Origin of the sequence: Polynucleobacter tropicus, assembly GCF_013307225.1 — a bacterium.
GTDB classification, from domain to species: Bacteria; Pseudomonadota; Gammaproteobacteria; order Burkholderiales; family Burkholderiaceae; genus Polynucleobacter; species Polynucleobacter tropicus.
The window spans coordinates 1,954,182-1,980,777 of record NZ_CP028942.1 but is presented as its reverse complement, the minus strand read 5'-3'; the positions used below and the strand labels follow the sequence as shown (position 1 = coordinate 1,980,777).

At 45.9% G+C, this 26,596-nt stretch carries 27 protein-coding genes and 1 riboswitch; of the genes, 21 read left to right on the top strand and 6 right to left on the bottom strand.

What is annotated here, in order from left to right:
- Positions 1-19 precede the first annotated feature (19 nt).
- The 12 genes from gatC to DCO17_RS10055 all read left to right on the top strand — a co-directional run bounded on the left by gatC (position 20) and on the right by DCO17_RS10055 (position 11,363).
- Entirely contained in the window at positions 20-313 is a 294-nt protein-coding gene (gene gatC, locus DCO17_RS10110; protein ID WP_173956586.1) for an Asp-tRNA(Asn)/Glu-tRNA(Gln) amidotransferase subunit GatC, read from the top strand.
- Positions 310-1,827: an Asp-tRNA(Asn)/Glu-tRNA(Gln) amidotransferase subunit GatA gene (gene gatA / locus DCO17_RS10105; RefSeq protein WP_173956585.1), complete on the top strand. Its 1,518-nt coding sequence runs from the start codon at positions 310-312 to the stop codon at positions 1,825-1,827. The genes gatC and gatA overlap by 4 nt, the downstream gene beginning before the upstream one ends.
- Positions 1,827-3,296, top strand: coding sequence for an Asp-tRNA(Asn)/Glu-tRNA(Gln) amidotransferase subunit GatB (gene gatB / locus DCO17_RS10100; RefSeq protein ID WP_173956793.1), 1,470 nt, complete (start codon positions 1,827-1,829; stop codon positions 3,294-3,296). The genes gatA and gatB overlap by 1 nt, the downstream gene beginning before the upstream one ends.
- 24 nt (positions 3,297-3,320) lie before the next feature.
- Positions 3,321-3,995 (top strand): DUF484 family protein, encoded by a 675-nt coding sequence (locus DCO17_RS10095; protein WP_173956584.1) that lies wholly within the window; start codon positions 3,321-3,323, stop codon positions 3,993-3,995.
- Positions 3,976-4,980, top strand: a complete 1,005-nt coding sequence (locus DCO17_RS10090) for a tyrosine recombinase XerC (protein WP_173956583.1) — start codon at positions 3,976-3,978, stop codon at positions 4,978-4,980. The genes DCO17_RS10095 and DCO17_RS10090 overlap by 20 nt, the downstream gene beginning before the upstream one ends.
- Before the next feature lie 70 nt (positions 4,981-5,050).
- Positions 5,051-6,112, top strand: a complete 1,062-nt coding sequence (locus DCO17_RS10085; RefSeq protein WP_173956582.1) for a CobW family GTP-binding protein — start codon at positions 5,051-5,053, stop codon at positions 6,110-6,112.
- 232 nt (positions 6,113-6,344) lie between these two features.
- A complete protein-coding gene (gene dksA, locus DCO17_RS10080) occupies positions 6,345-6,722 on the top strand; it encodes an RNA polymerase-binding protein DksA (protein ID WP_173956792.1) in 378 nt (125 codons plus the stop codon).
- 12 nt (positions 6,723-6,734) lie between these two features.
- Positions 6,735-7,637, top strand: coding sequence for an acetylglutamate kinase (gene argB, locus DCO17_RS10075; RefSeq protein ID WP_173956581.1), 903 nt, complete (start codon positions 6,735-6,737; stop codon positions 7,635-7,637).
- 10 nt (positions 7,638-7,647) lie between these two features.
- Positions 7,648-8,304: a nucleoid occlusion factor SlmA gene (gene slmA, locus DCO17_RS10070; protein WP_173956580.1), complete on the top strand. Its 657-nt coding sequence runs from the start codon at positions 7,648-7,650 to the stop codon at positions 8,302-8,304.
- Positions 8,301-9,440, top strand: coding sequence for a homoserine O-succinyltransferase MetX (gene metX / locus DCO17_RS10065; protein WP_173956579.1), 1,140 nt, complete (start codon positions 8,301-8,303; stop codon positions 9,438-9,440). Before slmA ends, metX begins: the two co-directional genes overlap by 4 nt.
- Positions 9,437-10,030, top strand: coding sequence for a methionine biosynthesis protein MetW (gene metW / locus DCO17_RS10060; RefSeq protein WP_173956578.1), 594 nt, complete (start codon positions 9,437-9,439; stop codon positions 10,028-10,030). The genes metX and metW overlap by 4 nt, the downstream gene beginning before the upstream one ends.
- 1 nt (position 10,031) lies before the next feature.
- Positions 10,032-11,363, top strand: a complete 1,332-nt coding sequence (locus tag DCO17_RS10055) for an AmpG family muropeptide MFS transporter (RefSeq protein WP_437342825.1) — start codon at positions 10,032-10,034, stop codon at positions 11,361-11,363.
- Between the two features lie 3 nt (positions 11,364-11,366).
- On the opposite strand, the gene DCO17_RS10050 is transcribed toward DCO17_RS10055, so the two are convergent.
- On the bottom strand, positions 11,367-12,149 hold the full coding sequence (locus tag DCO17_RS10050) for an exodeoxyribonuclease III (RefSeq protein ID WP_173956577.1): 783 nt from the start codon (positions 12,147-12,149) through the stop codon (positions 11,367-11,369).
- An 8-nt stretch (positions 12,150-12,157) separates the two neighbouring features.
- Here DCO17_RS10050 and pyrE point away from each other — a divergent pair, with 8 nt between their 5' ends.
- Positions 12,158-12,826 carry an orotate phosphoribosyltransferase gene (gene pyrE, locus DCO17_RS10045; RefSeq protein WP_173956576.1) on the top strand — a complete coding sequence of 223 codons (669 nt, stop codon included), beginning with the start codon at positions 12,158-12,160 and terminating at the stop codon, positions 12,824-12,826.
- A gap of 12 nt (positions 12,827-12,838) precedes the next feature.
- Here the strand turns inward: pyrE and dapF are convergent, their stop codons facing one another.
- The 3 genes from dapF to DCO17_RS10030 are packed head-to-tail and all read right to left on the bottom strand — an operon-like array spanning position 12,839 to position 15,531.
- Complete coding sequence (dapF, locus tag DCO17_RS10040; RefSeq protein ID WP_173956790.1) at positions 12,839-13,693, bottom strand: diaminopimelate epimerase; 855 nt, start codon at positions 13,691-13,693, stop codon at positions 12,839-12,841.
- 57 nt (positions 13,694-13,750) lie between these two features.
- Positions 13,751-14,650: an LpxL/LpxP family acyltransferase gene (locus tag DCO17_RS10035; protein ID WP_173956575.1), complete on the bottom strand. Its 900-nt coding sequence runs from the start codon at positions 14,648-14,650 to the stop codon at positions 13,751-13,753.
- A gap of 20 nt (positions 14,651-14,670) precedes the next feature.
- Positions 14,671-15,531 carry a lysophospholipid acyltransferase family protein gene (locus DCO17_RS10030; RefSeq protein ID WP_173956574.1) on the bottom strand — a complete coding sequence of 287 codons (861 nt, stop codon included), beginning with the start codon at positions 15,529-15,531 and terminating at the stop codon, positions 14,671-14,673.
- Between the two features lie 203 nt (positions 15,532-15,734).
- Here DCO17_RS10030 and metK point away from each other — a divergent pair, with 203 nt between their 5' ends.
- From metK to metF, 3 genes are all read left to right on the top strand, one after another.
- Positions 15,735-16,901: a methionine adenosyltransferase gene (metK, locus tag DCO17_RS10025; RefSeq protein ID WP_173956573.1), complete on the top strand. Its 1,167-nt coding sequence runs from the start codon at positions 15,735-15,737 to the stop codon at positions 16,899-16,901.
- 86 nt (positions 16,902-16,987) lie between these two features.
- Positions 16,988-17,091: riboswitch (S-adenosyl-L-homocysteine riboswitch) on the top strand.
- Between the two features lie 62 nt (positions 17,092-17,153).
- Complete coding sequence (gene ahcY / locus DCO17_RS10020) at positions 17,154-18,605, top strand: adenosylhomocysteinase (RefSeq protein WP_173956572.1); 1,452 nt, start codon at positions 17,154-17,156, stop codon at positions 18,603-18,605.
- Positions 18,606-18,633: 28 nt separating this feature from the next.
- Entirely contained in the window at positions 18,634-19,464 is an 831-nt protein-coding gene (gene metF, locus DCO17_RS10015) for a methylenetetrahydrofolate reductase [NAD(P)H] (protein ID WP_173956571.1), read from the top strand.
- Position 19,465: 1 nt separating this feature from the next.
- Here the strand turns inward: metF and DCO17_RS10010 are convergent, their stop codons facing one another.
- Complete coding sequence (locus tag DCO17_RS10010) at positions 19,466-20,083, bottom strand: 5-formyltetrahydrofolate cyclo-ligase (RefSeq protein WP_254598768.1); 618 nt, start codon at positions 20,081-20,083, stop codon at positions 19,466-19,468.
- 60 nt (positions 20,084-20,143) lie between these two features.
- On the opposite strand from DCO17_RS10010, the gene DCO17_RS10005 reads away from it, so the two are divergent.
- Genes DCO17_RS10005 through DCO17_RS09995 form a run of 3 tightly spaced genes read left to right on the top strand, consistent with a single transcriptional unit; the run spans position 20,144 to position 24,153 of the window.
- Positions 20,144-22,099 (top strand): lytic transglycosylase domain-containing protein, encoded by a 1,956-nt coding sequence (locus tag DCO17_RS10005; RefSeq protein WP_173956569.1) that lies wholly within the window; start codon positions 20,144-20,146, stop codon positions 22,097-22,099.
- A gap of 18 nt (positions 22,100-22,117) precedes the next feature.
- Complete coding sequence (locus DCO17_RS10000) at positions 22,118-23,029, top strand: complex I NDUFA9 subunit family protein (RefSeq protein ID WP_173956568.1); 912 nt, start codon at positions 22,118-22,120, stop codon at positions 23,027-23,029.
- Positions 23,026-24,153: a tRNA nucleotidyltransferase/poly(A) polymerase-related protein gene (locus tag DCO17_RS09995; protein ID WP_173956567.1), complete on the top strand. Its 1,128-nt coding sequence runs from the start codon at positions 23,026-23,028 to the stop codon at positions 24,151-24,153. The genes DCO17_RS10000 and DCO17_RS09995 overlap by 4 nt, the downstream gene beginning before the upstream one ends.
- 13 nt (positions 24,154-24,166) lie before the next feature.
- Here DCO17_RS09995 and DCO17_RS09990 read toward each other — a convergent pair whose 3' ends face one another.
- Positions 24,167-25,354 (bottom strand): class I SAM-dependent methyltransferase, encoded by a 1,188-nt coding sequence (locus tag DCO17_RS09990; RefSeq protein ID WP_173956566.1) that lies wholly within the window; start codon positions 25,352-25,354, stop codon positions 24,167-24,169.
- A 25-nt stretch (positions 25,355-25,379) separates the two neighbouring features.
- On the opposite strand from DCO17_RS09990, the gene DCO17_RS09985 reads away from it, so the two are divergent.
- Both DCO17_RS09985 and DCO17_RS09980 read left to right on the top strand, forming a co-directional pair.
- The gene (locus tag DCO17_RS09985; RefSeq protein ID WP_173956565.1) at positions 25,380-26,189 is read left to right on the top strand and encodes an SDR family oxidoreductase; all 810 of its coding nucleotides are present in this window, start codon (positions 25,380-25,382) and stop codon (positions 26,187-26,189) included.
- Between the two features lie 6 nt (positions 26,190-26,195).
- Positions 26,196-26,588, top strand: coding sequence for a dihydroneopterin aldolase (locus DCO17_RS09980; protein WP_173956564.1), 393 nt, complete (start codon positions 26,196-26,198; stop codon positions 26,586-26,588).
- Positions 26,589-26,596: the final 8 nt, after the last annotated feature.

The following is a 26,596-nucleotide window of genomic DNA, read 5'->3' as shown; positions in this document are numbered from 1 at the left end:
AATGATACTCTAGCGCCCCATGAAACTTGATGATGTTCAGCGCATTGCGCACCTTTCCAGGCTTGAGTTAAGCCAAAAAGAAGCTGAGGCAGTTTTGCCTCAGCTGCAGGCGGTTTTTTCCCTTGTTGAGGAAATGCAGGCTGTTAATACTGAGGGTCTTGAGCCACTAGCTCACCCTATTTTGTTTTTGCGTGAATTGGCCCAGCCTTTGCGTGCTGACGAGGTAACTGAGTCTGACCAGCGCACCGAAAACATGCAATCCGCACCCGCCCAGCAAGATGGTTACTTCTTGGTTCCAAAGGTGATCGAATGAGCTGGCACAACACTTCCGTTGCCCTAATGGCAAAAGCGCTGGCCGCAAAAGAGGTGTCCAGCAAAGAATTAACTCAGTACTTTTTAGACCGTATTGAGTCTGAGAAAAGGTGGAATGCATTCATTGATGTGAATGCTCACTTAAGTTTAGAGCAAGCAGATAAAGCCGACTTGCTCATTTCTGCTGGCAAAGCAGGCAAATTGACTGGCATCCCAGTTGCACATAAAGATGTCTTTGTAACTCGTGGGTGGAAGACTACTGCAGCCTCCAAAATCTTGGCCGATTACCAAAGTCCTTTCGATGCAACAGTGGTTGCCAATCTGGGAATTCCAGATGCGAATAATCCGAATGGCGCTGGTATGGTTTGCCTGGGCAAAACCAATATGGATGAGTTTGCGATGGGCTCATCGAATGAGAATTCAGCTTATGGGCCCGCCCTCAACCCTTGGAATGCATCCTGTGTTGCGGGTGGCTCATCAGGAGGGTCAGCTGCTGCTGTTGCCGCAGGCTTGGCGCCGATAGCAACAGGCACAGACACTGGCGGGTCTATTCGTCAGCCAGCCGCATTTTGTGGCCTAACTGGAATTAAGCCCACTTATGGGCGCGTTTCTCGTTACGGCATGATTGCCTATGCCTCTTCTTTAGATCAGGCTGGACCAATGGGCAAGACGGCAGAAGATTGCGCCTTATTGTTGACGGCGATGTCTTCACATGATCCGCGTGATTCCACCTCTTTGTCTGATTCTGGTGAAGATTACGGTCGCTATCTAAATCAGGCTTGGCAAGAAGGAAACGCAAATCCTGCGAAACCCTTAGAGGGTTTGAGAGTTGGCTTACCCAAAGAGTTTTTTGCTGAAGGTTTAGCGGCAGATGTTGCAAAGTCTGTAAACGAAGCAGCAAAGCTTTTAGAAAGCTTGGGCGCTAAATTAGTTGAAGTCAGTTTGCCAAAAACAAAATTATCGATCCCGGTGTATTACGTATTGGCACCAGCAGAAGCATCCAGTAATTTGAGTCGCTTCGATGGAGTTCGTTATGGACATCGCGCTAGTGAATACAAAGATCTCGGTGATATGTATCAAAAATCTCGTACCGAAGGATTTGGTGCGGAAGTGAGACGTCGCATCATGATTGGAACTTATGTTCTTTGTCATGGTTACTACGACGCATACTATTTGCAAGCACAAAAAATTCGACGCATTATTGCTTCAGACTTTCAGGCGGCACTTAAAGAGTGCGATGTCATCTTGGGGCCCGTAGCACCTGATGTGGCTTGGCGTTTGGGTGAGAAGTCAAAAGACCCAGTGCAAATGTATCTAGAAGATATCTATACGCTATCGACTAACCTCGCGGGCTTGCCTGCAATGAGTGCCCCCTGTGGATTTAATGCAAATAATTTACCAATTGGTATGCAGTTGATCGGCAATTATTTTTCTGAAGCGCATCTATTGCAAATTGCGCATCAATATCAGCAAGCCAGCGATTGGCATTTGCGTCAAGCAAGCGAGGTGGCATGATGCAGTGGGAAATCGTTATTGGTCTAGAAACACACGCGCAATTACAAACGCAATCAAAAATTTTTAGCGGTGCTAGCACCCGTTTTGGTGCCGCTCCAAATACGCAAGCATGTGCCGTGGATTTAGCTTTGCCAGGTGTGCTACCAGTTCTCAATCGCGAAGCTGTTGAGCATGCTATTCGTTTTGGTTTGGCTGTGGGCGCGAAGATCTCACCAGCAAGTATTTTTGCTCGTAAGAATTATTTTTATCCTGATTTACCCAAGGGCTATCAAATTAGTCAGTTTGAGATTCCAGTTGTGGTCGGTGGGAAGATTGAAATTCTGGTGGGCGATGAAGTTAAGACCGTTGAACTTACTCGCGCTCACATGGAAGAAGATGCGGGTAAGTCTGTCCATGAAGAAGGTTTCATTGGCCCACATGGCGAGCCTTCGAGTGGCATCGATCTCAATCGTGCTGGCACGCCTCTTTTAGAGATTGTGACCGAGCCAGTAATGCGTAGTGCTGCCGAGGCAGTGGCATATGCCAAAGCTTTGCACGGCCTGGTGGTCTGGTTGGGTGTTTGCGACGGGAATATGCAAGAAGGATCTTTCCGTTGCGATGCTAACGTATCAGTGCGCCCAAAAGGTCAGGTTGAGTTTGGTACACGTTGTGAGATCAAAAACTTGAACTCTTTCCGTTTCTTGGAAGAGGCAATTCAATATGAAGTGCGTCGCCAAATAGAATTGATTGAAGATGGCGGCACTGTGGTTCAGGAAACTCGTCTATACGATCCTGATCGCGGTGAGACTCGTAGTATGCGCAGCAAAGAAGATGCGAATGACTACCGCTATTTCCCAGATCCCGATTTATTGCCAGTAGTAATCGATGATGCATGGATTGCTAATGTACGCAGCACGATGCCCGCATTGCCTGCTGATCTGCGTGGACAATGGCAGGCTGATTACGGGCTCAGCGCATACGATGTACAGCTATTAAGCCAAGATCGCGATACCGCTAAAGTTTTTGAGGAGTTATTAGCTATTGTTGGCAAACCATTGGCTAAGGCGGCTGCGAATTTAATTGCTGGAGAATTTGCTTCGTCAATTAATCGCGCTGGGATTGCGATTGCTGATGTGCCATTAAAGGCGGAACATTTGGCGCCGCTGCTGACTCGAGTTGCTGATGGCACGATTTCGAACAAGATTGCAAAAGATATTTTTGCAACACTTTGGGATGATGCAATCGCAGGCAAATCAATCAGTACAGTTGATCAAATTATTGATGCAAAAGGCTTGAAACAAATCAGTGATAGCGGTGCATTAGAGGCCATCATTGATCAGGTGCTTGCCGCTAATCAAAAGTCGGTTGAAGAATTCCGCTCCGGAAAAGAGAAGGCCTTCAATGCTTTGGTTGGCCAGATTATGAAAGCCTCTCAGGGAAAAGCAAATCCTGGTCAGGTAAATGAATTGCTGCGTAAAAAACTGAGCTAAGCAAGATATTCAAGAAAGAGATACATGAGTGCAATAGATCCAAAACAGGCTGAGCAAGAAGAGTTGGTTGCTGAGTGGTTGCGCGCAACCCCAGGCTTCTTTGAGCGTTATGCCAATCTATTTAACGAGATTCGGATTAAGCACCCTCACGAAGATCGTGCCATCTCTTTGCAAGAGCGTCAGATGACGGTCTTGCGCACGCAAAACCAAGAGCTCAATCGACGTTTAAGTGAGATGCTTCACTTTGGCAGTCGCAATGACAAAACACAACAAAGTTTGGTTGCTTGGTTATTGCGTTTAATGAAAGCAAACAATAAGGCTGATGTTGAGGCTGCAATTACGTCTGGTTTGGCAGAGGTTTTTGAGGTTGAGGCTGCGCAATTGTTATCGCCTAATTCAGCGTTTGGCCCTTGGGTGGATACGCCCTTGTGTGGCTCTGCCAAGGAGTTGGCCGCTGCTAGCGTGGATTTATTGGCTAGCCAAACTCAGATTGATCCCGAATGGCAAAGCATGGTGGCTATCGGTCTACCGCTTGGCAAGAGTATTGGCGCGAACCAATCGCCAGCAGTTCTTTTGTTGGCCAGTAAAGACGAGACTCGGTTTACTGCCGATATGGGCGCCTTCTATTTAAGACAAATTGCTGAACTAACTGCGGCAGCTTTGGATCGTATCCAGGCTTATGAAATTAAAGCCGGCTAATCTTCATCCACTCATGCAAGAGTATTTGCATGAGCTTCATATATTGCGTCAACTCTCCGCGCATACGCTTAAAGCGTATGGGATGGATTTAGGCGATTTACAAAGTTTTGCACAAGACGACTCAGTTGATTTGTTAAAAGTAACGAATGCCCACGTTCGTCGTTGGGCGGGGCGTTTGCATTCCAAAGACAAGTCATCCAGAACTATCGCGCGTGCTTTATCTGCTTGGCGTGGATGGTATGAATGGTTGACGGAAAAAAATGCTCGGCACGATGCGCAGTCGGGCAAAGTTAGTGCGCAGTTAGCAGCCAATCCCGTGGATGATGTAAAGGCACCAAAGCGCCTGAAGTCCTTACCCAAAGCTCTCTCGGTCGAGCAAGCCCTTGCCTTGGTGAATCAAGCCGTAAAAGAAGCGGATGAGAAAAAGGATTTAGAGTCGATTCGGGATGCCGCGATTATTGATTTGCTGTATTCCTCTGGTTTGCGCTTGTCCGAGCTTTTAGGCATTGACGTTATGCAGAGCAAAGATCGTCAGCATGAATCCGCGGGATGGTTAGATTGGGATGCTGCGGAAGTAACTGTTTTGGGCAAGGGCGGCAAAAGACGATCTGTGCCAGTCGGCGCCCCTGCAATGAAATCTTTGATGGCATGGCGAAGTATTCGGGATTCGGATATAAATCTAAATGCCGAATCGATTGCATTATTTTTGTCGGCAAATGGCAAGCGTTTATCACCTCGTACGGTGCAGGCGCGTTTGCGAACTTTGGCTATCCGTGCAGGTTTACCCACCCATGTTCACCCACATATGATGCGCCACAGTTTTGCTAGTCATGTTTTGCAATCCTCACAGGATTTACGCGCCGTGCAAGAAATGCTGGGGCATGCCAGTATTGCCAGCACGCAGATTTATACCTCTTTAGATTTTCAGCATCTAGCGCAGGCATACGATAAAGCGCATCCGCGCGCTAAGGCTGGCAAAGCTTGAGGAACTCGGTAAGATAATAGGTTTCCCGAATTTGGGAACGCAACATCTCTAGATTTTGATTGGATCATTCATGGCATTAATTCCTGTAACTATATTGACCGGCTTTTTAGGAAGTGGCAAAACCACATTGTTAAAACATATTCTGACTGAAGATCACGGTAAAAAAATTGCGGTGATTGAGAATGAGTTTGGCGAGGAAAATATCGATAACGATATTCTGGTTCAAGACCATGAAGAGAATATTGTGCAAATGAGTAATGGTTGTATTTGTTGCACCATTCGCGGTGACTTGGTTGAAGCATTAAATGCTTTATGGGATCAGCGAAAAGATAAAAAAATTAATTTTGATCGCGTTGTCATTGAAACTACGGGGGTAGCAAACCCAGGGCCTGTAGCGCAAACTTTCTTTATGGATGATGATGTAGCGGATCATTATGTGCTTGATGCCGTAGTGACTTTGGTGGATGCTAAGCATGGCCAGCAGCAATTGACTGAGCATGAGGAAGCCCAGCGCCAAGTGGGTTTCGCGGATCAAATTTTTATTACAAAAACAGATTTAGTATCGGCAGCTGAAGTGGAGGCTTTGCGTAGTCGTTTAATGCACATGAATCCAAGAGCGCCCATTAGCGCAATTTCTAAAGGCGTGGTTCCATTAAATGCCGTTTTAGATCTCAAGGGTTTCAATTTAAATGCGAAGTTAGATATTGATCCTCATTTCTTGGAGCAGGATGAGCATGATCATGCTAACTGCGGTCATAACCACTCCCATGATCACGACCACAGCACTTGCGGACACGATCATAGCCATGACCATCATCATGGTCATGCGGGGCATACAGATCGCATTCAGTCCTTCGTTTTTCGTAGTGATAAACCCTTTAATCATAAAAAATTAGAAGATTTTTTGGGGGGCATTTTGGAGGTCTTTGGCGAGAAGATGTTGCGCTATAAGGGCGTGCTTTATGTCAAAGGAAGTAGCCGAAAAGTGGTGTTTCAGGGGGTGCATCAGATGATGGGTAGCGATTTGGCTGGTCCTTGGGGATCTGAGCCTAAACAAACCCGTATGGTCTTCATAGGCATTGATTTGCCTAAAGACACCCTACTGGCAGGGCTTGAGGGCTGTTTGGTCTAGTCAGATTCGGGTACAATCCGCCGCCACGGCCAAGATTGTGAAAGCTTAAAGAATATTGGCTGGCAGCGGCAAAAGTTTGGCAGAATGAGGCAATGATGCTTCAAATCTAAGAAAGAATGAGATGACGGTAAAAACAGCAACAAAACCTGCAAGTACTGCGAAAGCAAGCAGCAAAGCTACGAGCACTAAAGCAGCGAAGGGCGCGCCTTTAACTGAGGCTGAATTGCTTAAGATGTCTGACAAGGACTACATGAATGCTGCCCAGCTGGATTTTTTCCGTCAAAAGCTGTTGACCCTTAAAGATGACATTTTGAAAAATGCATCTGAGACAACAGAACATCTCCGCGAAAATATTTTGGTTCCAGATCCGGCTGATCGTGCAACGATTGAGGAAGAGCACGCATTGGAATTGCGTACCCGCGATCGCGAGCGCAAGCTATTGAAAAAAGTTGAGCAGGCGCTCGGACGAATTGAGTCTGGTGATTATGGTTGGTGCGAAGAAACAGGCGAGCCAATCGGCTTGAACCGTTTAATTGCAAGGCCTACAGCCAATTTGTCTCTCGAGGCGCAAGAGCGTCGCGAACTCCGTCAAAAATTATTTGGCGAATAAATACAATTTGTAATGACTAAGCATTTGACTTCTATTAGTGATATCTCGCCTCTATTAAAGGCAGAGATTCTTGCTGAGGCATTGCCTTATATTCGTGCGTATCACGGCAAAACCATCGTTATTAAATACGGTGGAAATGCTATGGTCGAGGAGCGACTCAAGGAAAGTTTTGCGCGTGATGTGATCTTGTTGAAATTGGTTGGCATGAATCCCGTTGTGGTTCATGGCGGCGGCCCACAAATTGATGAGGCCCTAAAAAAGATTGGCAAGACTGGAACGTTTATCCAGGGTATGCGGGTGACCGATGAAGAAACCATGGAAGTAGTTGAGTGGGTTCTCGGTGGTGAGGTACAGCAGGATATCGTGATGCTGATCAACCATTTTGGCGGTCAAGCTGTTGGCTTGACTGGCAAGGATGGCGGCTTGATTCATGCGAAGAAAATGATGATTCCTAGCGATACAGAGCCGGGCAAGAAGGTGGATATTGGTTTTGTAGGTGAGATTGAGGCAATCAATCCAGCCGTTGTGAAGGCTCTACAGGACGACGCATTTATTCCGGTAATTTCGCCGATTGGCTTTAGCGCGGAAGGTCAGGCATACAACATTAATGCTGATCTGGTTGCTGGCAAGATGGCAGAAATTTTGCATGCGGAAAAATTAGTCATGATGACGAATATTCCGGGTGTAATGGATAAAAATGGCAAGTTGCTGACGGATTTAACCGCTAGAGAAATTGACGGCTTATTTGCAGATGGCACTATTTCAGGTGGCATGTTGCCAAAAATTTCTTCCGCTTTGGATGCAGCTAAGAGTGGCGTAAATTCAGTGCACATTATTGATGGTCGTATTGAGCATTCCTTGCTATTAGAAATTTTGACCGAACAAGCTTTTGGTACGATGATTCGTTCCAGATAAGAAGATGACAATGCGCGAATCTATAGAGTCAGCAGAAATCGACAGCGCTAGCGCTAGCGCTGACGTTGGCAAGACACGCAAGCGTCCTCGCCCGGGCGAGCGCCGTTTGCAGATTCTGCAAGTGTTGGCGGAGATGCTGCAAAACCCAAAGGGTGAGCGCGTTACAACAGCAGCCTTAGCGGCGAAGATTGATGTATCAGAGGCGGCTTTATATAGACACTTTGCGAGTAAAGCCCAAATGTTCGAGGGCTTGATTTCTTTTATTGAGCAAACTGTTTTTGGCTTAATCAATCAAATAAATCAAAAAGAAGAATCTGGCCTAGCGCAAGCTCGCGGCATTCTGCAGATGCTCTTATTCTTCGCGGAAAAAAATCCTGGAATGACACGCGTGTTATTGGGAGATGCTCTTTTGCAAGAGGATGATCGTCTACAAGAGCGCATCACCCAAGTGCTGGATCGAGTTGAGGCTTCTCTTAAACAGGCTTTGCGTATTGCTCAGACTCAAGGTGGTGTGTGGTCTAAGTTGGGGCAAGAAGAAGTAAGCATCCGCGCAGCCATGTTGATGAGCTTCGTATTGGGTCGTTGGCATCGTTTCGCGCGTAGTGGTTTCAAAAAGCTGCCAACAGATGCTTCCGATGTTAGTTTGCGTCTGCTATTGTCAGAATGAGCGAGCTACATCTCTCTAGAAATACTATTCACTTTGCCGAGCCGCTGCCTTTGCAAAGTGGCGCCATATTATCGGGATATGACTTAGTCATTGAAACCTATGGCAAGCTCAACGCAGATAAAAGTAATGCAGTATTAATTTGCCATGCTTTAAACGCTTCGCATCATGTTGCAGGCCCAAGCCCAGACAATCCTCAAGACATTGGTTGGTGGGACAACATGATCGGACCAGGTAAACCAGTCGATACAGATCATTTTTTTGTCATTGGCGTAAATAATTTGGGGTCCTGTTTTGGGTCTACAGGCCCAATGAGCTTAAACCCTGCTACAGGCAAGCCATATGGAGCCGATTTCCCTGTGGTGACAGTTGAGGATTGGGTAAATACCCAAGCTCGCCTTGCGGATAAATTGGGTATTCGGAAATTTACGGCGGTCATGGGCGGAAGCTTGGGTGGTATGCAAGCATTAGCGTGGGCTATTCAGTTTCCGAAGCGTCTTGATCATTGCATTGTGATTGCTTCCACTCCAAAGTTAAGCGCACAGAATATTGCGTTTAATGAAGTTGCTCGCAACGCAATTTTGTCCGACCCAGATTTTCATGGCGGCAATTACTACGAGCATGGCGTAGTGCCTAAGCGTGGCTTACGTTTAGCTCGCATGGTTGGCCACATTACTTATTTGTCTGACGACGATATGGCCGAAAAGTTTGGTCGCGAGTTGCAACGCCCTCATGGCGAGTCCAAGGACTATCGCTTTAGTTTTGACGTGGAGTTTGAGGTTGAAAGCTATTTGCGTCATCAGGGGGATAAGTTTTCTACCTATTTCGATGCCAACACGTATTTGCTCATTACTCGCGCTCTTGATTATTTTGATCCTGCGCGCCGCTCTGATGGAAGCCTCAATCGTGCCTTGGCTGAAGTCCAGGCAAAGTTTTTGGTAGTCAGTTTTTCAACAGATTGGCGTTTTCCTCCCAATCGTAGTCGTGAGATTGTTCAATCGTTGCTCAGCAATAAGAGTGAAGTTACTTATGCTGAAATCGATGCGCCACATGGCCATGACGCCTTCCTGTTGGATGATGAACGTTATCACAATTTAGTCAGGGCTTATTTCAAGCAAATGCGTGAGGTACGGCCATGAGTAATTTAAATAAACGCGCTGATTTTTCTGCAATTGCCAATTGGATTACACCTAATAGCCAAGTGCTTGATTTAGGTTGCGGTGACGGCAGCTTTTTAGAGTTCTTGCAAAAGCAAAAACCTGTGCATGCTTATGGTGTTGAGATAGATGACGGGCGAGTTTTGGCTTGTGTGCAAAAAGGCTTAAACGTTATCCAGCAAGACTTAGAGGGCGGTCTCGCCTTATTTGAAGACAATAGTTTTGATACAGTAGTGTTGTCTCAGACTGTGCAAACGATTCATCAGACTGAAAAGATTTTGCGCGAGATTGTTCGCGTTGGTAAAGAGTCAATTGTGTCCTTTCCAAACTTTGGTCATTGGTCACACCGTTTAGCGGTTGCACTTGGTCGTATGCCGGTCTCAAAGAGCTTGCCTTATCAGTGGTACAACACGCCAAACGTGCGCGTATTGACGGTTGCCGATTTCGAAAAATTGGCATCTAGTCTTGGGCTTAAAGTCATTGATCAATGTATCTTGCACGATGGTCGACAGGTGACCTTAATGCCAAATTTTTTTGGCAGCCTTGCTTTATTCCGTGTCTGTCGCGCATAAGATAAGCATCAAGGTGCTGTCCACCATTCAATCTTGGTTAAAAGACTTTCGGGTGTATCTCGAATGGCCTTGCCTAAGAATGTTGTTTCTAGGTTTCTCGGCAGGCTTACCCCTTTTGCTAATTTTGGGAACTTTAAGTTTTTGGTTGCGCGAAGCGGGAATTGATCGCAGCACAATTGGCTACTTAACTTGGGTTGGGTTAATTTATGCATTCAAATGGATGTGGGCGCCTCTAGTTGATCGTGTGCAAATTCCATTCTTAACTGCCTTATTGGGGCGTAGAAGAAGCTGGTTGATATTCGCTCAAGTCTTAATCATTCTCGGTTTGGTGGGCATGTCCACAATGGATCCCAAGCTTGCCCTGAACTCAGTTGTATGGTGCGCATTACTGGTGGCGTTTGGTTCTGCTACTCAAGATATTGCTTTGGATGCATTTCGAATTGAATCAGCGAACAGCGATCGGCAGGCGGCACTCGCAGCCACATATCAAACAGGCTATCGCTTAGCCCTTATCTGGGCGGGTGCTGGCGTATTGTGGTTGGCAGCAAGAGCTGAAACGGGTAGTGGTTATGACGCTGGTGCTTGGCAGTTCGCTTATTTGTGTATGGCTGCCTCGATTGGCGTTGGAGTTTTGACGACCTTATTTAGCAAAGAGCCTGCTCAGTATGAGTTGGCTAAAGCGCGCAATGCAAAAGCGTGGTTGTATCAAACATTGATTGAGCCATTTGCGGAATTTATTCGTCGCTATCGTTGGCACGCCATATTAATTTTGTCTCTCATCGCGATCTATCGTATTAGCGATGTTGTGATGGGCATTATGGCCAACCCATTTTATGTTGATATGGGTTATACAAAAGATGAGGTTGCAGCAGTTAGCAAAGTATTTGGTGTTGTAATGACTCTCGTCGGCGCCTTTGTGGGCGGGGTTCTCACGCTACGATTTGGAGTTCTCAGAATTCTATTTGTAGGCGCCGTATTATCGGCCGTAAGCAATTTACTGTTTGCTTGGCTTGCTCATCAGGGACATGATTTGCACGGCTTAATTTGGGTGATTTCTGCGGATAACTTAAGTTCAGGAATTGCCAGCTCTGCCTTTATTGCATTCCTTTCGTCGCTAACGAACATTCGTTACTCGGCAACACAGTACGCTTTATTTAGTTCGATGATGCTGTTGTTGCCAAAGTGGCTCGCAGGATTTTCTGGCGTTTATGTTGATCATTTTGGGTACCCAGCTTTTTTCTACGGCACAGCCGTCATTGGTCTTCCAGTATTGGCATTAATCTGGGTGACTATGTACTTTCAAATCGTGCACATTAAAAAAGAAGACGAATAGCTTTTAAAGTTTCCAGTCGTAATCCACTGTTAGCGGCGCATGATCAGAAAACCGTTCATTTTTGTATACGGTTGTTTTCTTGGCTGATGCGGCAATCTCGGGAGTGCTGATTTGGTAATCAATACGCCACCCCACATTCTTCGCATAAGCTTGGCCACGATTACTCCACCAGGTGTAGCAAGCTTCTTCAGCCTTGGGTTCTAGTTTGCGATAAACATCGACGTAGCCCACTTCATCAAATAGTTTAGTTAGCCATGCGCGCTCTTCGGGCAAAAAGCCAGAGTTCTTGAGATTGCCTTTCCAGTTTTTTAAATCGATTTCATGGTGGGCAATATTGACGTCGCCGCATAGAACAATTTCACGACCAGATTTTTTAAGTTTGATGAGATGTGGCATGAAACTATCGAGGTAGCGATATTTAGCCTCTTGTCGCTCAGGAGAGCTTGAGCCTGATGGCATATAAACCGAGATCACCGAAAGATTTTTGAAGCGCGCTTCAACGTAACGCCCTTCCGCATCAAATTCTTCATTGCCGTAACCATAAAGCACATCGTCAGGTTGGTGGCGGGTATAGATGCCACAACCGCTATAGCCCTTTTTCTCGGCATGATGAAAGAAGCCATGCAATCCATCGGGATTCAGAATGGCGTCTTCTAAATCATCCCGCTGAGCTTTGAGTTCCTGCATACAGATGAAATCAGCCTTTTGTTTGGTGGCCCACGGTAGAAAGCCTTTTTTAACTGCAGAACGGATACCGTTGAGGTTCGCTGAAATGATGCGTAACATGTAGGTCTATGAGCTCAAATAATTCAAATCAAGATAACTTTATTCGTTTTGCCTTGGAGGCAAAGGTTTTGTCATTTGGGGAGTTTAAAACCAAAGCGGGCAGGCTCTCCCCATATTTCTTTAATGCTGGCGAATTTAATGATGGTGCTCGTCTCGGCTCGCTCGGACGTTACTATGCCAAAGCCTTAGTGGAATCCAAAATCCCTTTTGACATGTTGTATGGCCCAGCCTATAAAGGTATTACGCTTGCTGCCGCAACTGCCATTGCCTTGGCGAACGAGGGCGTTAATGTTCCTTATGCTTATAACCGTAAAGAGGCCAAGGACCATGGCGAGGGCGGTGTATTGGTTGGTGCGCCAGTAAAAGGCAAGGTCATTATTGTTGACGATGTTATTTCAGCAGGTACTTCAGTGCGAGAGTCGGTAGACCTCATTCGTAAAGCAGGCGCAGAGCCTGTTGCTGTATTAATTGCTTTAGATCGCATGGAAAGATCCGGCAATGCTACAGATATTGGCGACAAGTCGGCAGTGCAGGCTGTCGAACAAGAATTTGGTTTGCCAGTAATTTCAATAGCGAACTTAACTGGACTGATGTCTTTTTTGACGGCATCAAGTGATGCTCAGTTAACGGCTTATTTGCCAGCAGTAAAGGCGTATAGAGAAAAATATGGCATCTAAGAAAACAGATTCTTAGATTTCTGTTTCGCCTTCAAAAACAGTAACGGCTGGGCCTGTCATGATCACGGGTTCTGCTACATTGTTGGCAATACCGCCCCACGCAATTTGCAGGTCTCCGCCGCGAGTATGTACTTTTACTGGTGAGTCCAGTAGCCCTCTACGAATGCCTGAAACTACCGCTGCGCAGGCGCCAGTTCCGCAAGCCAAAGTTTCTCCAGCGCCGCGTTCATAAACGCGCAATGCAATTTCATTGCGATTCATGATTTGCATGTAGCCGGCATTCACTCTTTTAGGAAAGGCGGCATGTTTTTCAATTTCAGGGCCTTCCTCTAAAACTGGAGCACTGGCAATATCAGCTACTACTTGCACAGCATGGGGGTTGCCCATTGATAAGACGCCTACAAAGCTATCATGCGTTGCAGGGTGGTTCAAAGGAATGGCAAAAAGAGTTTCATGAAACTCTTGCATGCTAGCCAAGCCGTTCGCATTAAATGGAATTTGGCTATGCTCAAAAATTGGCGCACCCATATTCACTTCCACCTGCCCATCGGGATGAGATTTCAGCGTAAGAACTGTATGCGCTACTTCAACACGCAGAGGATTTTTATTTGATAAACCTTGATCAAGTACAAAGCGCACAAAACAACGTGAGCCGTTGCCACATTGCTCTACTTCTCCGCCATCCGCATTAAAGATGCGATAACGGAAATCAGCATCGTCACGAGTGGGTTTTTCAACGATAAGAATTTGATCTGAGCCGATACCAAATTGGCGGTGCGCTAAAGCTTGCCACTGCTCACGCGTAATACTGCTTAAGTCTTGATCGATACCATTAAGCACAATGAAATCATTGCCGGCACCATGCATTTTGGTGAAGCGTAATCTGCGTCTAGAGTTGCTTGGCGTGGTACTCAAAATAATCCGTTAATCGTAAAGGCTTGGTTCGCCAGGAGGGCGATGCTTAAAGCGTTTATGAACCCAATAGTACTCTGATGGTCTTTCTCGAACAAGTTCCTCGATATATTGATTGAGGCGAGCAGTGTCTTTTTCAACATCATCACTAGGAAAATTTGGTAATGGCTCACTAATGTGGCAGGTATAGCCTTTGCGATCTTTGTTCAGTGTTGTGGTCATCAAACAAACCTCTGCCCCACTTAATCTTGCTAAGCGCGATACGGAGGTGATGGTGTTTGCCTGAATTCCAAAGAAGGGCGCAAATACAGAATCACGGGGCCCTAAGTCGATATCAGGCGCAATGAAAATAAAATTGCCAGTTTGGATTTCTCGGATCAAGTCGCGCAAGCGGCTTTGTCTTTCAATCGACTTACCGCCAAATCGATTCCTCCATTCAATCATCTTTTGATTAAAGAATGGATTCTTCATTTTTTGATACAACCCAGCGCCTTTGAGCCAATCGCGTTGACTCGCTAGTACAGATAGCGCCATAAAGCCACCTTCAAGGCCAACAAAGTGGGGGTTGATGAGAAGGCGGGGTTTGCGGTCTCCAAGTGTGATGGCGGATTTAATCGTCACAATGTCGGTAATTTGTTTTCCGCTTCCCAGCCAAATTCTGCTTCTTTCTAAAACACTGCGACCAAATAATTTCCAGTGTTCAAGGGCAAGTGCATCAATTTCCTTTTCATTGAGATTGGGGAAACACAATCGCAAATTTGTTTTGACAACCATAGAACGACTATTAGGAATATGCGCTGCGAGCCAACCAAGACCATAGCCGGTGTAGATGGTGATGCTGTAGGGAAGAAAGGCAAATAAGCGCAATAGGCTGAGCGCTAAAAAATTAAAAATGTTTGAAAGCCAATTCATGCTAAAAATGATAATGCTCTTTAGCTGCTTGGCGGTAATTCTGCGCCCATTGGATGTTTGTAACGGTTGTATGACCAAATGAATTGTTCGGGGGCAATTAAGACGGCGTTTTCAATCGCTATGTTGAGTTCGGCAGCAGCGATGTTAGCGTCTTCACTAAAGGGCGCAAGGCGTGTCGCTTGCATTAGCCAACCCCTTCCAATGGATTTGCGTTTTGCTGTAAACATCACTACAGGAGTGTTATTGCGATTTGCTAGACGTGCAGGTAAAGGTGTTGTGTAAGCCGGTCGTCCGAAGAATGGTACCCATACACCCTCACCACCGCTTGGCACTTGATCAGGAAGAATGCCGATGGCTTCACCACGAGTAAGTGCTCTAGTCATTTGTCGAACGCCATTGAGGTTGGTCGGTACGAAGTGCATATTGGGATATGCGCGCCCTTCCTCAACCAATTCATTAAGCCATTCTTGTCGTGATGGGCGATACAAAATTGTGGCTGGAAAATATTTTGCCAATATTCTAGGAATAATTTCAAAGCCACCAAGGTGTGGTGTCAACATTACTAGGCCATGACCCTCTTGTATTGCGCGCTCAACCAAATCCCAGTTTTGGATTTCTACTAAGCTGAGCGCTTTTTGTGGGTTGCGCCAAATCCATAAGCTATCTGAAAAGAGCATTCCTGAGGCGCACACTGCTTCCCAAAGCTTAAAAGGTAAATTACGTGCTTTGACGACGGCTTCATATTGGGGTCTAAATAGCGATCTGTATTGCTTTGACCCAAGATAGGCAAGAAGCCCCAGAAATGCCCCCACTACCTGCACAACTGCAAGGGGTAGTGCAGCAATGATATTGAGACCAATCTTTAAAAGGAATTTTCGCACCCCTCAATGATATTCAATGCTGCCATGAAGACCAAATTTCAGGGCGCCTTGATGAATATTGGGGTTTTCAGATAGAATGGCACCATCGCTGAGTTAAGACAACTTGCAGGGCGATTTAAAAATTCTGCTAAAGCGTCGCCGTTGAAGTTCCAGGCACGTCGAGTTGTCCCATAGATCGTGTTAATTTTTTAAAGGAATATGCAATGGCAAACGATTACTTCTTTACCTCAGAATCTGTTTCTGAAGGTCATCCCGATAAAGTAGCAGACCAAATTTCTGATTCGATTCTTGACGCTATCTTGGCGCAAGATCCAACTGCACGTGTTGCAGCAGAAACATTGTGCAACACTGGCTTAGTTGTATTGGCTGGTGAAATCACAACTAATGCAAACGTAGACTACATTCAAGTTGCTCGCAATACCTTGCGTGAAATTGGCTACGACAATACTGCCTACGGCATTGATTACAAAGGTTGTGCAGTATTGGTTGCTTATGACAAGCAAAGCCCGGATATTGCTCAGGGCGTTGATAAAGCACACGATGATGGCTTGGACCAAGGCGCTGGTGACCAAGGTTTAATGTTTGGCTACGCTTGTGATGAAACCGCAGAACTCATGCCATTGCCAATCCATTTATCGCATCGCTTGGTGGAGCGTCAATCACAGTTGCGCCGTGATGGTCGTTTGACATGGTTGCGTCCTGATGCAAAGTCACAGGTCACCTTGCGTTATGTCGATGGCAAGCCTGATTCTATTGATACTGTGGTGCTGTCTACTCAACATGACGAAGATATTTCTTTGGAAAAATTGCGTGAGGCAGTAGTAGAAGAAATTATTAAGCCAGTATTGCCTAAGCATTTGATCAAAGGTGCAATTAATTTCTTGGTGAACCCAACAGGCCGTTTCGTTATCGGCGGCCCACAAGGCGATTGCGGTTTAACTGGCCGCAAAATCATTGTTGATACCTACGGTGGTGCAGCTCCTCACGGCGGTGGCGCATTCTCAGGCAAAGATCCTTCAAAGGTTGACCGTTCAGCTGCCTACGCTGGGCGTTATGTTGCGAAGAACGTCGTCGCTGCAGGTTTGGCAAGCAAATGCTTGATCCAAATCTCTTACGCGATCGGCGTTGCAAAACCTACTTCGGTAATGGTGAGCACATTTGGTACCGGCAAGATTTCTGATGAAAAGATTGCGCAACTTGTATCGGAGCATTTTGACTTGCGTCCAAAAGGCATTGTGAAGATGCTCAATCTCTTGCGTCCAATTTATCGCAAGACTGCAGCTTACGGTCACTTTGGCCGCGAAGAGCCAGAATTTACTTGGGAGCAGACAGACAAGGCAGCTGCATTGCGCGCAGCCGCAGGTTTATAAGCCCTATTTAGTGAATTAAGGACTTAAAAAGCGTTTTTAAGATGTATTGAGGCGAAATATGACGAAATTGTTTACAATTTCGTCATACCTTCAAGGAGCGTTGCAAGGATTGCCAAACTGGCACTTCCCCAGGCTTGAAGGGGCAAATTCCCCAAGTGGGATTTGCTAATTGCAACTGCGCTCGCTAACCCATGATTCAACGGCTAGCGAGTTTGTACTCCAGCATTGGATCGTATTTAGCTGGAGCATTACATGAATACCGTTTCTGATTTCAATTTAAAAGACTTTGTTGCAACTCGTTGCGCAATTGCGGATATTTCTTTGGCTGACTTTGGTCGCAAAGAAATCGCGATTGCTGAAACTGAGATGCCTGGCCTGATCGCCATTCGTGATGAGTTTGCTGCTCAGCAGCCGTTACGTGGCGCACGTATTACAGGCTCTTTGCATATGACCATTCAAACTGCAGTATTGATTGAGACTCTTGAGGCTCTTGGTGCAGAAGTGCAATGGGCTTCATGCAATATTTTCTCAACACAAGATCACGCTGCTGCAGCGATTGCTGCAAACGGCACGCCAGTATTCGCTATCAAAGGTGAAACACTTGAGCAGTACTGGGATTTCACTCATCGTATTTTTGAATGGGCTGACGGTGGCTATACCAATATGATTTTGGATGATGGTGGCGATGCGACTTTGTTATTGCATCTTGGCGCGCGCGCTGAAAAAGACCAGGCTTGCTTAAATCATCCTACTAGCGAAGAAGAGACCATTCTATTTGCTGCAATTAAGAAGAAGTTAGCTCAAGATCCAACCTGGTACTCCACTCGTTTAGAGAAAGTAAAAGGCGTTACTGAAGAAACTACTACTGGCGTACATCGCTTGTATCAAATGTTCGCCAAAGGCGATCTGAAATTCCCGGCGATTAATGTGAATGACTCTGTAACCAAGAGCAAGTTCGACAACCTTTATGGTTGCCGCGAGTCTTTGGTTGATGCGATCAAGCGCGCTACCGACGTTATGGTTGCAGGCAAAGTTGCCGTAGTTTGTGGTTATGGCGACGTGGGCAAAGGTTCTGCACAGGCTTTACGTGCGTTGTCTGCCCAGGTATGGGTAACAGAAGTTGATCCAATTTGTGCACTTCAAGCGGCCATGGAAGGCTATCGTGTTGTAACAATGGATTACGCTGCAGACAAGGCAGATATTTTTGTATCAGCAACAGGTAACTACCATGTGATTACGCATGACCATATGGTGAAGATGAAGGATCAGGCGATCGTTTGTAACATCGGCCACTTTGATAATGAGATCGATGTTGCTGGTATTGAGAAATACAAGTGGGAAGAAATCAAGCCACAGGTAGACCACGTCATTTTCCCTGCGGCAAATGGTATGCCTGAGAAGCGTTTAATCATTCTGGCTAAAGGTCGTTTAGTGAATTTGGGGTGCGGTACTGGCCACCCTTCTTATGTGATGAGCTCTTCATTCGCAAACCAAGTGATTGCTCAGATTGAGTTGTGGAATGCGGTTGGCACAAACAAGTATCCAGTTGGCGTTTACACCTTGCCAAAGCATTTGGATGAGAAGGTTGCGCGCTTACAGTTGAAGAAGCTGAATGCGCAACTGACTGAATTAACAGATCAGCAAGCAGCGTATATTGGTGTCACCAAGGAAGGCCCATACAAGGCTGACCACTATCGTTATTAATCCGCTCTTAGATATCTAGGCCCCAATCATGGAATTAAGCGTTGAATTCTTTCCTCCAAAAACACCTGAAGGTGAGAATAAGCTGCACCTCGTGCGTGAGCGTTTCAGCGAAAAACTGAAACCCTCGTTTTATTCCGTGACTTTTGGGGCTGGCGGGTCTACTCAGTCAGGCACATTAAAAGTAGTCAGCGATATTCATGCTGCGGGGGCTGCTGTTGCCCCCCATTTATCTTGCGTTGGTAGCTCGCGTGAGAGTGTGCGTGAAATGCTCAAACAGTATCAAGCTTTAGGAGTGAAGCGAATCGTAGCCTTGCGCGGTGATTTGCCATCAGGCATGGGTCAGTATGGTGAATTTCATCACGCCAATGAATTGGTAGAGTTCATCCGTGCAGAGACTGGTGATTGGTTTCATATTGATGTAGCTGCATATCCAGAGACACATCCGCAAGCAAAGTCTCCTGCAAGTGACATCGATTTCTTTGTTCAAAAAATGAAGGCAGGCGCAAACTCTGCTGTTACTCAGTATTTTTATAACAGTGATGCCTATTTTCGTTTTGTTGATGAAGCATATGATTTGGGCGTTACTCAGCCCATCATTGCCGGCATCATGCCGATTACCAACAGCAGTCAACTATTGCGATTCTCGGATGCGTGTGGTGCGGAGATTCCTCGCTGGATTCGCCTACGACTTCAATCGTATGGCGATGACATAGCGTCGATTCGCGCATTCGGCGAAGAGGTTGTAACGGATTTATGTGATCAGTTGCTAACCGCTGGTGTCCCAGGTTTACATTTCTATTCTTTAAACCAGGCCGATGCCGTATTGGCAATCGCAGAGAACTTAGAGTTAACGAATTAAGTTAGCGCAGCAAACCAAATTCGGTGAGCAACATATCTAAAGGCTCATCGTGAGTTTGTGCGGACCACTGAGCATCATCCAGTTTTTGCCAATCAAATCCAATCCCAATGCAAATCAACTTGGGATTTTTTTTGCGCAATGCCGACAAAGTACGATCAAAGTAGCCACCACCATAGCCCAAGCGCCAATAGTGTGTTTTGCCATTGGCGATTGAGCTTGACCAGCCTACGCAAGGGATGAAGATGCAATCTGGATTAAGAATGGGTCTGTCCTCATTGCTTGGGCTTGGTTCAGGAACACCATGCTTGCTAGGAATCAAGCTGTCGCCATCACGCCATTCATAAAAATCTAGGTGTTTATCTGGACGAGCATGGGGCAAAGCTAAGCGCCGCCCCTCGTCGCTGCTAGCCCAGATAAGTAAGGGGGCTCTGATATCGAGCTCATCTTGAATCGGCCAATATAGGGCAATTGAGCGTAGAAGCTTGCCCTCGTTACTAAGAAATTCACCGATAGCCAAAATAAGACTCTCTTTTGCGTGAGGATAAGAGCTGCCCGCAGCAAATTCGTTGCGTTGTTTTAATAATTCTTGGCGCAGAGTTTTTGGTGAATTACCGTGCATATCGACCATTATCGGGCGAAAATTAGAAAATATAGCAAATAAGGTTAGATAGTGAAAAAGATGCATCAGATTCTGAGAGGGTATTTTGTACGCTGGGCTGGAATATTGGCTTTGGGGGTAGTTTTTGCCGTGCCAAGCGCATTCGCAGAGAAAACAAAAAAACCAAAGCTGCCGAAGTCCTATGAAAGCAAAGCAGCACCCGCAGAAATCACTGACACGGATCGAATGTTTATCGACTTGCGTGAGGCGGCTAAAAAAAATGATGTGTTTCGCACGCAGCAACTATCTTCAGCTTTAGTCAATTACCCATTTGATGATTATGTGGCCTATTTTCGGATTAAGCCGCAGCTGTTTGATAGTTCTGGTGATCCTCGCAATGACTATGCTGCTGACTCGCAAGTGCTTGCATTCTTGAGTCAATATCAGGGAACCGCGTTGGCAGATCGCATGCGTAACGATTGGTTGTTAGTGCTTGGTAAACGTAAAGATTGGGCGCGTTTTGATGTGGAGTATGCCAAGTTTGTCCTAGATGACGACACTCAAGTGAAGTGTTATTCCTTGTTGTCTAAATTGTCACAAGGGGAGAGCCCTGCTAAGTTGGCCGCAGATTCACGCTCAGTGTTATTAGACCCCAGTTATTTCGGACAAGCATGTCAAGAGTTGGTTCCTGCATTGGCTGCTGCGGGCGGTATGTCATCAAGCGAGGCAAAAGCGATTGGTCGTGCCGCAAGCGAAAAGGGTTACGACACGATGGCGCGACGTCTCGGTGGCGATGATCCTATTGGCGAGATTGTGAAGGTAGCTAAGACAGATCCTGCAAAAGCATACCGTGATTTTTCTCAAACAGCATCGCGCTACAGCAAAGAAAATCAAGCGCTTGCTTGGGGTGTGATCGGCCAATTTCTGGCAAAGAAATTAGATCCGAATGCCGATGATGCCTATCGTTTACAGCAGGATCTCGGTTACAACGAATTGCTATCCGTAGAGTCGCAAGAATGGAAAGTGCGAGCAGGCTTGCGCGCAAAAGATTGGGTCTTGGTCAAGAATGCGATTGATGGCATGAATCCTGCCGTGAGAAGCAAAGATCCCGCATGGACTTATTGGTATGGACGCGCACTAAAGGCAGAGGGTCAAGATGCAAAAGCGAAAGAAAGTTTTGAGCTGATTGCAGATCAATATAACTTTTATGGCCAATTAGCTCGCGAGGAATTGGGTAAGCCCAATCATGCGCCTAGTCGTACCAAAGTTAGTGAGCAAGAAATAAATGCTATGGCAAATCGCAAAGGATTTATTCGTGGCGAACGTTTGTATGCCATGAATTTGCGTTTTGAAGGCAATCGCGAGTGGAATTGGGAGTTGCGCAATATGACAGACAAGCAGCTACTGGCTGCCGCTGAATATGCCAAACGCATCAATTTGTATGATCGTGTTGTAAATACCGCGGATCGTACAAAACAGGAGCATGATTTTCATTTGCGCTATCCCACGCCGTATCGCGATGAGTTGTCTCCAATTGCAAGGCAGATTGATTTAAATCTAGCGTGGGCGTATGGACTCATTCGCCAAGAATCGCGTTTTATCATGAATGCATCTTCTTCAGTAGGAGCTTCTGGACTGATGCAGGTCATGCCTAATACCGCCAAGTATGTCGCCAAAAAGATTGGTATGACTAATTACACCAGCGATAAATTAAGCGATACAAATACCAATCTCACATTGGGCAGTAACTATCTCAATATGGTCTTGATTGATTTGGATGGCTCTTGGGTATTGGCTTCCGCAGCCTATAACGCTGGTCCATCTCGTTCTAAAGCATGGCGAGAAAAGTTGACTGGTCCAACTGAGGGTGCGATTTTTGCTGAAACTATTCCGTTTAATGAAACACGTACCTATGTAAAGAATGTGTTGTCAAACGCAAATTACTATTCCTCAATATTGAACGGCCAGACACAGTCTTTAAAACAACGTTTAGGTGTAATCACGCCTAAAGCCGCCACACAATCTGAGTTACCTTGAGTTGTTAAGAGGAATTCTATGCAATATGACATTTTGTTGATTGGAGGAAATGGCTTTGTAGGGCGAGTCTTGGCTGCGCAATTGCAATTAGCCGGCTACTCTGTCTTGATTCCCTCTGGGCATTCATCAACTGGCCGTGAATTACGCCTGTTGCCCAAAGTACATATTGAAGATGCAGATATTCATGAGTTTGATACTTTGCAAGACTTATGTTCGCGCATCAAGCCCAGTGGCGCAGTGATTAATTTGGTAGGTGTTTTGCACGATAAGCCGGCTCAGCCTTATGGCAAGGTGTTTAAATCCGCTCATGTGGATTTGCCTAAAAATATTATTACTGCAATGCAGTTACATGGCCTGAGGCGATATCTTCATATGAGTGCTCTTGGTGCTGATTCCAAGGGCTCATCAATGTATCAACGCAGCAAGGGTGATGGTGAGTTAGCAGTGAAAGCTAGCAATCTGGATTGGACTATTTTTAGGCCATCAGTCATTTTTGGCGCTCAAGATCAATTTATTAATTTGTTCGCCAAGCTCACAAAGCTATTCCCATTAATGCCGCTGGCAAACTATGGAGCAACATTTCAGCCAGTTAGCGTTGATGACGTAGCAAGCGTTTTTGTAAAGGCGCTAGATATGCCGAAGACAATTCACCAATCTTATGACTTGGTGGGCCCTAAGGCATACACCATGCAAGAGATTGTGGAATTGGCTAAACGAAAAGCAAAAACTTTTTGCTGGATCATTCCTGTGCCGGCTTTCGTGGGCTACTTGCAGGCATTAGCCTTTGAGTTTTTGCCTGGACCCACGCTGATGTCACGGGACAATATTGCTTCAATGCAATTGCCAAATATTCTTCCTGAGAATGGTATCGACGCATTAACGCATGTATTTAAACTAAGTCGCCGTCATTTGGAAAGCAGCTCAGAATGAAGGTTTACGCTGTTGGCGGAGCGATACGCGATGCCTTGATGGGATTGCCGGTACACGATATTGATTACGTTGTGGTGGGATCGAGCGCAGAGGAAATGCTTGCTAAAGGCTTTCGTCCTGTGGGTAAAGATTTTCCAGTCTTTCTGCATCCCGATACTCAAGCTGAATACGCTTTGGCTCGCACTGAGCGCAAGACTGGTAAAGGGTATAAAGGATTTCATTTTTATACTGACCCATCTGTCACTCTAGAGCAAGATTTATTGCGTCGTGATTTGACGATTAATGCAATGGCTCAAGAGGTTGGGGAAGATGGAGGCTTGCATGGCCCAATCTTGGATCCATATAACGGCCAACAAGATTTAGCCGCCAAAGTTTTTCGACACGTTTCAGATGCATTTGCCGAAGATCCTCTTCGTCTATTACGGATTGCCCGTTTTGCTGCGCGCTTTCCGGAGTTCATTGTTGCCGATGAAACAATGTTGGCATTGAAGGCAATTGTTCAGGCAGATGAGTTGCGCGCCTTATCCGCCGAGCGTATTTGGCAAGAATTGGCCAGAGGTTTGGTGGCTAGCAAGCCTATGCATATGTTTCAGGTTTTGCTCAATACTGGGGCTGCAAAAACTTTATTGGCGCCAACGCTCGCAAGCCAGCTGTCACAAGAAGAATTTCGTGAATCGATCTTGGCTCATTTGAGTGAGGCGGGGAATTCATTAGAAGAGCGCTGTGCAGTAGTTTTAATGAATGTACCCGCTGTGGAGATTCGTTCATGGGCTGATTGTGTTCGCATGCCAATTGAGGTTCGTGACTTTAGCGAAATCTTTAGTGAACTATTGGTATTGATCAATAAAAATCAACTTCATTTTCAGTCTGTGGATGTGTTGGCTTGGTTTAATCGCGCAGATGTATGGCGCAAGCCCGATCGCGGACAAGCCTTACTGAATCTCGCTCAAAAAATTGGTTTGGGTGTTACGTCATTAATTAAAGCGATGCGCAACGCGCAGGCACTCAATACCGCAGAAATCATTGCTGGAGTTGCCGCTGAAGATCGCTCTAGTGGTGAGCGTATCGGCAGTGCGTTTGAGGCGGCAAGATTAGCCGCAATTACAGCGGCACTTCAAATCTAATTCTGCAGCTTGTTTAAAGCCGATTTCTACCGCGCAATCCTGGCAAGCCTTCCAAGGTATGCTCTGGGAGAAGTTGCTCTAGATTTTTAGAAAAGGCAAAGGCTTTAAATAACTCACCCATCTCAGCTTCAGATAAAAGTTTTTGCAATGAGTTGGAGATGGGGAGGAATGTTTCTGGATTGCTGGGGTCTCCAATTTCTAGTGCGATATCACCAATGCCTGCATCCAAAAGATAAGCCGCCTGATTCGTTAAATAAACATCATCAGCTTTTTCCGCTAATGCAGCGCGGGCAATTTGCGACCACTCAACGTGAGTCGTTAGATCACACAGCCCAGGCAGATAAAACGGGTCTTGAATCGCGTGATGACGATGGTGCGCCATCAGCGTTCCTTCACTTCTTTGAGGGTGGTAATACTCGCTCTCTGGAAAACCGTAGTCAAACGTTAGGAATAAACCAGTCTCTAAATGCTTCGCAACCTGGTGCATCCAGGCGATAGCCGGCGTATGCAGTTCAGTGACATAGCCTTCAGGAAAATTGCCACTCAATAAAGTTTCGGGAATTAGACTTTGTTCAACAGGAGAACCAGTTTTCCAAATGAGCTTATTGTTTTCGAAGGCTACCCCATGCGAATACCAAAATCCATTCTGATAAATGATGATGTCACAGGGAATCGCATCAATCACTTCGTTTGCCAAGATAACGCCCGAAAAATTTTTCGGTAGTTCGCTTAGCCACTCACAGTGAGTTTGTGTATTGAGTTCATTAACGGTCTTTTGAATGCGCTCTTTTTGTCGTTGGGCCAAGTCTGGAGAAATTTCAATAATGTTGTAGGAGTCTAGAGTGAATCCAAGGTCTTGAAGGCGGGTCAGTATGGATGTTGCCAGCTTGCCAGTGCCTGCCCCAAATTCCAATATCTGAGTCGGCAATCCTTTGCGATCAAGACCCTCAAGCACTGGAATGAGAGTTGAGCAAATCGCCGCCCCAAATAGCGGGCTAAGTTCAGGGGCCGTTGTGAAATCCCCGCCAGCACCCAGTTTGTGAGCCCCTGCGCTGTAATAGCCCATTCCGGGCTCATAGAGAGCCATCTCCATATAGCGAGAAAAGGGCAGCCAGCCACCGTGGGAGGCGATCTGAGAGGCTATTTTTGCCTTTAGAAGCTCACTATGCTCCGTTTCTAGGCTGGTCAAGGTAATATCCATAGCTCGCTAGTCTAAGAGAATTTAATTGAACCCGAGTTCAGTCCACCCTTCAGAGCAACAAAAAGCAGTTTTAGTGACTGGCGCTGCTAAGCGCCTGGGTCGTGAAATTGCTTTGCAGTTTGCGCGCCAAGGATGGGAAGTAGCGGTTCATTATGGCCGTTCCCAGCAAGAGGCGGAAGAAACCGTAGCTGACATTCAGCGTCTAGGAGTGAGGGCGGCTGCATTTCAGGCTGACTTGGCGATTGAGGAATCTGTCAATTCTCTATTTGCTGATGTGGTCCGACAATTTCCTAATTTGCACTGCTTGGTTAATAGCGCTTCAATTTTTGAGTATGACCGCGCTAATTCCAGCAAGCCTTTAACTGGCCAATCTTTACTAGATCATATGGAGGTCAATTTACTGGCGCCTGTTTTGCTCTCGCAATGTATGTTTGCATTCCAAAAGGAGAGGAAACAAACACCCGATGTCATTCCATCTGTAGTTCAGTTACTTGATCAAAAGTTAATCAATCTCAATCCAGATTACCTGTCTTACACATTATCAAAAGCAGCCCTCGCTTCTTCGGTTGAAACTCTGGCAATGGATTTTGCTCCCCATCTCAGAGTGGTTGGATTGGCACCAGGCATTTCATTGCCATCGGGCGATCAATCGCAATCTGGGTTTACTCAAGCTCATAAAATGACGCCTTTGGGTCAATCGTCTACTCCAACCGATATTGCAAGTGCAGCCGTATTTTTAGCTAACGCCAATGCCATCACTGGAACAACACTCTATGTAGATGGTGGCCAACATTTATTGCCTTCATCACGTGATGTGATGTTTAAAACAAACTAATTATTTATGCATGCCATTCTTTCGCATCCCGCTTTAATTGACTGTCGCCGTTTATTTTTGCGTGACTATGAAATTTATATCAATATCGGCGTTCATGACTTTGAAAAAAGAGCAGAACAACGCGTGATTTTGAATGTAGATCTATACATTCCTCTTGCTATGAATACGCCAACACACGATCAATTAAATGAAGTGGTTGATTACGATTTCATGCGCGAGACCATTAAAGAGATTGCTGCTAAGGGACATATACAACTTCAAGAAACGTTTTGTGACGAGATTGTTACTGCGATGTTGGCACACCCCAAAGTATTGGCGGCCCGCGTAAGTACTTCTAAACCGGATGTTTATCCAGATTGCCATTCAGTAGGCGTAGAAGTGTTTCGGATCAAGCAGTAGTAAATATT